Here is a 6,346-nt window from a genome sequence, read left to right as displayed (position 1 = left end):
CCCGGCTGCGAACTGACCGTCAGAAGGGGGCGGCTGGCGCTCGCACCGGAGGGCGCCGCAGGCGGCCGGAGGGGAACCTCGATCAGGACGGGTGGTGCGGGCAGACGCGCGCGCAGCGTGCGGCAAAACGGCCGACCGGATCGGGGTTGCGAGGGTTAGGCGGCGCCTTCAGGGAGGGGTTCGCGAAGAGCCGGATGGCCGCGGGCCTGTGCTGTCTGGATCGGGCTTTAAACGCCGGCGACGTCAGCACGCGAAACCGCTGTCTCTGGTAGCGCCCTCCAGATCAGAGCTGCCACGACGAAGCAAATAGAAGCGAGCGCCATGACGGGAACCAGTCCGAATGCACCCGCTAGCGGAGCAGTGATGAGCGGTGCCATCATGCTGAGTCCGCGTCCCCAGTTGTAGATCGAAGCGGCCGTCGATCGCAAATGAGAGGGATAGAGTTCGGACAGCCACGGGCCCCAGATTGCCGAAGCCGACAGCATGACACCGTAGGCAAAGCCGAGGGCCTTGATCAATGCTGTCGGCAACGGAACAAAGAGATACAGAGGGATGATCCCAGCTGCGAGCAGAAAGCCGCCAGATCCACTTCGCCGGCCGAGACGGTCGCTGATTGCGCCCCAGAACAGCCCGCCAAGCGCTGCACCGGCAAATTGCCACCCAAGGATATCGCCGACGAGTGCATCATCGAATGCCCGGACCGACTTTAGGTAGGTGCTCGCCCACCCTGTGAAGACCTGGTAAGCAAACAGATTGAGCCCTGACATGACCGCCAGCAGAATCGTCTGACGCGCCACTGTTGGCTGGAACAATTCGGCGATCGGGAAACGTGCGTTTGGCCCAGCAGCAATATTGCCGGGTGCTTCACGGAGCGGTGGCAGGCGATCGTCCGGAATGAAAACAAAGGCCAGTAGAGCCAGCATGGTCGGGATCAGTCCGGCCCACAGTAGCAAGTGCCAGTGGAAACCGGCGCGGAACGCGGCGGCAGAAAGAAACCCCAGTGCGGCGACGGCAAGGTTGTAGACCGCGAGGGCTATGCCGGCGATTAAGCCCCTGACCGCTGGAGCAAACAGACCTGCGTATAGGCCCGCTGCAACCGGATACATGGCTCCCATGAAGAAGCCCAGCGCCAGCCGCTGCAGCAGCAATTCGGTATAGCTTTGCAGGAAAACACCCGAAACGAGCAGGCTACCGTATCCCATCATCGCGATGACCAACGTGTTGCGCCGCCCGATCCGGTCCGCCAACTGACCAAGCATGATCGCGCCGCAGATTCCACCGATGGCCTGAACTGAATAGAGTGAGCCTGCCTGCGCGAGCGAGAGGTGAAACTCATCCCGCAGGTAGGGTCTCAGGATGTCGACCGTGTTCCACGACCAGGCATAGAAGAAGTAGCCGATCATCAGGAATGCCAAGGCACCGATCCGGCGCCCTCGGCTGGGTTGATCGGCCACGTCCATGCAGAATTCAATCGAGCCCGCTATGGCTGCGCAGCTGCTGCGCACCCGAGCGCAGGAAGCCGTGATCAGAGCCAAGAAGGAACAGACTGGCGCCTTGCTCCCGCCACATTGGAACGTCAGCCGGACGCGGGGTAAACAGTCCGCATGGCCGATTGGCCTTGCGCGCTGCGTCAAGGATGCGCTGGACGGCAGCAATTACCGGGGGATCGTCCGGTGAGGAGCAGCCCAAGGCCACGGTCAAATCGATCCGCCCCACGAACAGGGCGTCGATCCCGTCTACTGCCGCGATCTCGTCGATGTTGTCGAGCGCCTCGATATCCTCGATTTGTACTACCACGACGGTGCGTTCGGCACTTGCGCGCATATGATCCTGGATGCTGCGTAGACCATAGCCTGCAGCCCTGCTCGAACCGGCATAGCCCCTCGTGGCAACCGCGCCAGCGGCGCCATAATGGCTCCCCGCGACGATGGCGCGCGCTTCGGCGGCAGACCTCACATGGGGCACCACTATCCCGTCCGCGCCGCAATCGAGCGCGGACAGTATATCGTGCGCTGAACTGGTTTGGGTTCGCACCAGCGTGGCCAGTGAACCGGCGCGAGCCGCCATGATACACAGATCGAGATCGCGCCGGTCAAAGGGCGCGTGCTCCGCATCAAGGCAGATGCAATCGAGACCGCTACTGGCGAGCACCTCGACGACATGCGGGTGGGGTGTCTTGATGAATGTGCCGAGCACGGGTTGCCCGCTGGCGAGGCGTTGCTTGAGCATCAGGCCGTTCCTTTCCGAAATCAAACAAGAGCCGACCCAAGTCGGCGGGCGGACGGAACGGCAGCAGCACTCATGCAAGCCTTGCCGATCGCCCGGTTACGAACTCTCCGCCGAAAAGCCGCTGTTCCGGAATCATCCCTGGATTCTCGACCCGCTCAAGCAGCATCGAAACCGCTGCCTGGGTCATCCGCCGGACCGGCTGCCGGACCGTGGTCAGTTGATACCCCAGCCACGTGGCAGGGCCGACACCGTCGAAGCCGACGATCGAGAGATCGTCGGGAATGGTGAGGTCAAACAAATTGCGTGCGCAATCGATAGCGCCGATCGCCATCACGTCGTTTAGACAGATCACCGCATCGAGCGCATTGGCGGACTGCTCGAGCAGGACGCGCAGGCCATCCTTGCCGGATTCGTAATCGAACCGTCCGCGATGGATCCACGGAGTGATCCCGGCCTGCTCAAGACTGCGGCAGGCCGAAGCGAGACGTTCCTCGCCGACGTAGCTGTCTTCCGGCCCGGCGATGATGCCGAAGGCGCGGTGCCCAGCGGCAAGCAGGTGCTTGACCAGTTCGCGTTCGCCCGACGCGGAATCGCAGCAGACGCTTGCTGCTGGAGCTGTATCGCCGACGCGGTTGTAGAGAATGATCGGAGTGCCGCGGTCATTGAACTGCTCGATCTGTTCGTCCGTCAGCCGGGCGGCGACGATGGCGCCGTCGACCCGGTAGGGCCATACCTGGTCGAGGACCTCGTCAACATCGGACTCCGCCGCAAGGCTGAACAGCAAGACCCGGTTGCCGACTGCGGAAAGGCGCTGCGTTAGTTCGGCGAGGACTTCCGGGTAGTTGAGATTGGTCAGGTTGGAGATAACCACCGCGATCAGGTTCGTACGCTTCGTGATCAGGCCGCGGGCAAAGGCATTCGGCTGATAGCCGAGCTGCTTTGCTGCGCGCATGATCTTCTCGCGAGTCTTGGGCGCAACGGATGCGCCCTTCCTGAAAGCACGGCTGACCGCCGACTGGGAGACCCCAGCCAGTTCGGCAACATCATACGAGGTTGCCCCCGTCGTCTCAGAGAGCTTCTTGTTTGCCATAACGCCTCACCCGGATGTCAGCCTGCTCCTTGTGACCAGCAAAGCCTTCGATCGCGCAGAGGCGAGAACAATATTCTCCCACCATCGCGCTGGCCTCGTCGGTCAGCACGCGCTGATAGGTACACGTCTTGATAAACTTGCCAACCCACAGGCCGCCGGTGAAGCGGGCGTTCTTCCGGGTGGGTAGCGTATGGTTCGTGCCGATGACCTTGTCGCCATAGGAAACGTTGGTGCGCGCGCCCAGAAACAGCGCGCCGTAGTTTTTCATGTTGGCGAGGAAAAAATCGGGATCCTGCGTCATTACCTGAACATGCTCGGATGCGATCTCATCCGCGATTTGAACCATCTCCTCGTAGCTGTCGGCAATGATCACCTGGCCATAATCGGCCCATGCCTTTGCCGCGATCGGGGCGGTCGGCAGGACCGTCAACTGCCGCTCGATTTCGGCTATCGTTTCCGTCGCCAACTTTTCCGAATTGGTCAGCAGGATCGCCGGGGAATTGAGTCCATGCTCGGCCTGACCGAGCAGGTCTGCTGCGCAAAGCTCTCCGTCGACGGTCTCATCGGCTATCACAAGCGTTTCCGTCGGTCCGGCAAGCAGATCGATCCCCACTCGCCCGAACAACTGCCGCTTGGCTTCGGCCACGAAGGCATTGCCGGGACCGACGATCATGTCGACCGGCGCGATTGTCTCCGTGCCCAGGGCCATCGCGGCAATGGCCTGGACACCGCCGACGCAATAAATCTCGTCCGCGCCTGCCATGTGCATCGCCACCACGATCGCCGGATTGGGTTTGCCCTGATAGGGAGGCGCGACGGACACTACCCGTGACACCCCGGCGACCTTGGCGGTCACGACACTCATATGGGCAGATGCGACCAGCGGATATTTTCCACCGGGCACGTAGCAACCGACCGAACTGACCGGCAGATTCTTGTGGCCGAGCACGACACCGGGCAGCGTTTCAACCTCGACATCCTGAAGAGACGCGCGCTGCACCTGCGCGAAATTGCGGACCTGTGCCTGCGCAAAGGCAATGTCGTCGATTGTTTGCTGGTCCAGTGCTGCGTAGGCTTCTTCGATCTGCGTGCTCGAGAGGCGGAAATCCTCGGGAGACCACGCATCGAACTTTGCCGACCAGTCGCGCATAGCTGCGTCGCCGCGTCGCTTGATGTCAAGGATGATCGCCTCGACCGTCGAGCGGACCTGCGCATCCGCTTCGGCTGCAGCGTCTTCGGTAATGCCGGTCTTTAGAAAGCGTGCCACGCCGAACTCTCCCTTCTCATGCGAATCGTGATTGTCCGCGGCGGTATGATATAATGACTGCGAAGGCAATAAGGCATCCGGCCACCCCGATGGCTCTTTGAGCATGCAAACATGAGGCTGCCAGCCTCTTGGCGACAGAATTTTGGCGATTGTAAGGGTGATGAGTTGCAAAACAAATTGCTTGCGAAGTCAAAAGGCGACATCCTTCGGGTTCGGCGGGTGCCGCGCTCTAATCCGAGAAGGGAAAGTCTATGTCCGTTGTGGCGGTGTTAGCAGCACTTATCCTCGCTGCTGGTCCGGGCGGCATACCGGCTACCCTCGCGCTTCCGCCTGCCTCTGCCCCTGCAGATCAGCGCACGAACGATCAGGGCGGCGTCGAGCTCAGAAGCTTGCGGGACATCACCATCAAGGTGCTGCGCGCCCGGCGTTATGGCTCAAAGCTGCAGATCGTCACGGATCTGGCGCAAGGTCTGAACGCGAAGGCTTATGCTGAGCGGTTCTTCGGTGGGGGCAAAGCGGCCTATTCGAGCGTTCTGGCCAGCTACCGTTCCGATGGACTGCGGCTCTATACGCGCATCGATGTTCCTCATGCCCCGCCGCCCGCAGGTGGCTATCCCGTCATCGTTTTCCTCCACGGCTGGGTGGGATACGAGGCGGCGCGAGACTTTCATTTCTCGTACACGCCCGCATCCATGTATGCGGAAATGATCGACGCCTATGCCAAGGCCGGGTTTGTCGTGGTGACACCGGGCTACCGCGGGCATGGCACCGTCAATGGACGCGTGGCCGATGGGCGCGCATCTATGGCAGCATGGGACAATGCGACCCATCTGGCCCCCATCTTCTATGCGATCGACGCCCTCAACTTGATCGACGGGCTCGACAGCATCGCACGGCTTGACTGGCGGCCCTTTGGCCGTTCGGCGCACCATGTCAGACTCAATCTGACGCGATTGTCGGTCGCCGGCCATTCCCAAGGCGGCGATGCTGCGCTGACCTTGCTGGCGATTTCGGGCAGAGGTTCGCGCGTCGTTCATCGACCGCGCGCCGGATCGATCATGTCCGGAACATTCGCTGACCGCTTCACGCAGGTCGAGACCTATCGTCCGATGGCCGAATCCAGCGAGGCGTTTCTATCTGGCGATGGTACCTGGACAGGTTCGGCGCGAGGTGCGAACGGCGCGATCAATCCCCACTTTGTGTTTGCCTGGCCGAACGAGAGCATCGAGACACTCGATCCCGGACAGTGGAGCTGGCAGAAGCAGCGGTTCGGTGCGGTTAGCGTCTGTACGGTCGTGCGCTCAGGTTTTTCCGAAATGTATCAGAGATTTAGATATCAGGTTGCGGATATGGCATCGCTGAAGCTCACCGGCGCACCTGATGAGGCGCGCAAGGACTGCGGGCTTCGGCAGGATGGCGCGCTCGCCAGAGTTCTGCCGCAGATCGGTGGTTTCCGTAGCGAGGCGTTCATCACCGCGCGGGTGTCACTCCACTTCTCCGACAGGGACTACTATTCCTTGCCTGAGTGGAATTACGATCTGTGCGCAAGGATCAAGCGCTCGGGTGGCCGTTGCGAGGCATTCGAGTATCCTGGCAGCACACATACCCTTCGGCTCAGCCGCTACAGCTGGTTCTCGCCCCCCGGATCCCGCGAAGCGTACACGCAGATCGTCAGCCGGGACCTGGCTGCGTTCCGCTGAGTTCGCACAATAAGCGCTTGCTCCGGCTAAATGCATTCGCAGTCAATTTGCCGTTGACAC

General features: G+C 61.5%; 5 protein-coding genes. 1 reads left to right on the top strand and 4 read right to left on the bottom strand.

What is annotated here, in order from left to right:
* Positions 1-227 precede the first annotated feature (227 nt).
* From IP83_RS18035 to hisD, 4 genes are all read right to left on the bottom strand, one after another.
* A complete protein-coding gene (locus tag IP83_RS18035; protein ID WP_054123620.1) occupies positions 228-1,460 on the bottom strand; it encodes an MFS transporter in 1,233 nt (410 codons plus the stop codon).
* 7 nt (positions 1,461-1,467) lie between these two features.
* Positions 1,468-2,229, bottom strand: coding sequence for an HpcH/HpaI aldolase/citrate lyase family protein (locus IP83_RS18030; RefSeq protein ID WP_054123619.1), 762 nt, complete (start codon positions 2,227-2,229; stop codon positions 1,468-1,470).
* A 70-nt stretch (positions 2,230-2,299) separates the two neighbouring features.
* Complete coding sequence (locus IP83_RS18025) at positions 2,300-3,319, bottom strand: LacI family DNA-binding transcriptional regulator (protein WP_054123618.1); 1,020 nt, start codon at positions 3,317-3,319, stop codon at positions 2,300-2,302.
* Positions 3,297-4,691, bottom strand: a complete 1,395-nt coding sequence (gene hisD, locus IP83_RS18020) for a histidinol dehydrogenase (RefSeq protein ID WP_156309844.1) — start codon at positions 4,689-4,691, stop codon at positions 3,297-3,299. The genes IP83_RS18025 and hisD overlap by 23 nt, the downstream gene beginning before the upstream one ends.
* Before the next feature lie 146 nt (positions 4,692-4,837).
* Here hisD and IP83_RS18015 point away from each other — a divergent pair, with 146 nt between their 5' ends.
* The gene (locus IP83_RS18015; protein WP_082364828.1) at positions 4,838-6,286 is read left to right on the top strand and encodes a S9 family peptidase; all 1,449 of its coding nucleotides are present in this window, start codon (positions 4,838-4,840) and stop codon (positions 6,284-6,286) included.
* Positions 6,287-6,346 lie beyond the last annotated feature (60 nt).

The organism is Novosphingobium sp. AAP93 (genome assembly GCF_001296055.1).
Lineage (GTDB): Bacteria > Pseudomonadota > Alphaproteobacteria > Sphingomonadales > Sphingomonadaceae > Novosphingobium.
Note: the sequence above shows the minus strand (reverse complement) of the source record. Positions and strands in the feature narration are given on the sequence as shown.